Genomic DNA, 1,524 nt, shown 5'->3' on the forward strand with positions numbered 1-1,524 from the left:
CCCTCCCTGACATCGTTGGGCGAGACACCCCGGCGTGATCAGTTAGCCTGGGTGGACGAACGAGCAGGAGAACCACCCGCATGACCAGCACCAGCGGTCCCGGCCCCGATCCGGCGCCGAAGCCGAAGCGCCGCACCTTCACCGCCGAGTACAAGCTGCGGATCGTCGCCGAGTACGACGCCGCCCCGGCCGGCGAGAAGGGCGCCATCCTGCGCCGCGAGCGCCTGTATTCCTCCCACGTGATCGAGTGGCGCGCCGCCCGCGACGCCGGCGCGCTCGCGCAGCTGACCGACCACCGCACCAGCCCCGCCCGCCCCAGGAAGCACCCGGCCGAGGCCGAGAACGCCAAGCTGCGGCGGGAGAACGAGCGGCTGCGCACGGAGGTGGACCAGAAGAACGCGGCACTGGAGGTGCTGGGAAAAACACACGCGCTCTTGCAGTCACTGTCCAAGAGCGCGGACTGAGTCAGGTCCTGGACGGCCACCTGCACGCAGCGGTCGAGGAGTTGAGGCTGCTGGTGGGCATCGTGGACGCCTGCCGGATCACCGGACGCTCCCGGGCGACCCACCACCGACGGCTGCACCCCAAGCCGCCGGCACCCAAGCGGCCGCGTCCGGCCCCGGTCACCGCGCTGTCGGCCGCCGAGCGGGCCGCCGTGCTGGCGCTGATGAACCAGCCCGAGTACGCCGAACTGCCGCCGGCCCAGATCTACGCCCGCGAACTGGACGAGGGCCGCTACCACTGCTCTGAGCGCACGATGTACCGGATCCTGAAGGAGGCCGGGCAGGACGGCGAGCGGCGCCGGATCGCCACCCATGGCACCAAGACCGTGCCCGAGCTGGTCGCTGACGCCCCTTCGCAGGTGTTCACGTGGGACATCACGAAGCTGGCCGGTCCGGACAGGGGCATCTGGTACCACGCCTACGTCATCATCGACATCTACAGCCGTTACATCGTCGGCTGGACGGTGGAGCGGGCCGAATCGGCAGAGCGGGCCGAGGAGTTGATCCGCGAGACCATCGAGCGCAACGGCATCGTGCCCGGGACCGTGCACGCTGACCGGGGCACCTCCATGACCTCCAAGAAGGTCTCGCAGCTGCTGATCGACCTCGGAGTCACCCGCAGCCACTCACGCCCCAAAGTGAGCAATGACAACCCCTACAGCGAAAGCCACTTCAAGACCATCAAGTACCAGCCCGACTTTCCGCAGAGGTTCGACTCGCTGACGCACGCCCGCGAGTGGATGGACGGCTTCATCAGCTACTACAACCACGTCCACCGGCACTCGGGGATCGGCTACCACACGCCGGCCAGCGTGCACTTCGGCACTGCGGAGCTGGTACGCGAGCAACGAGCCGCCACCCTCGCAGCGGCCTACGAACAGCATCCGGAGCGGTTCAACCGCCGCCCCGTCCCGCCATCGATCCCTCGCCAGGCATGGATCAACGACCCCGCCAAACGACGCCAAACCGAACAACAGATTTCATAGCATCACATTCGTTTCATTTGACTTGACAGGCACCG

Annotated in this window: 1 pseudogene; it reads left to right on the top strand. The window is 67.7% G+C overall.

Features of this window, described 5'->3' with window-relative positions:
• The first annotated feature begins 80 nt into the window (after positions 1-80).
• Positions 81-1,489 (top strand): annotated as a pseudogene (locus ABZ656_RS57865) (IS3 family transposase).
• Positions 1,490-1,524 lie beyond the last annotated feature (35 nt).

Origin of the sequence: Streptomyces sp. NPDC007095, assembly GCF_040634475.1 — a bacterium.
In the GTDB taxonomy this organism is placed as follows: Bacteria; Actinomycetota; Actinomycetes; order Streptomycetales; family Streptomycetaceae; genus Streptomyces.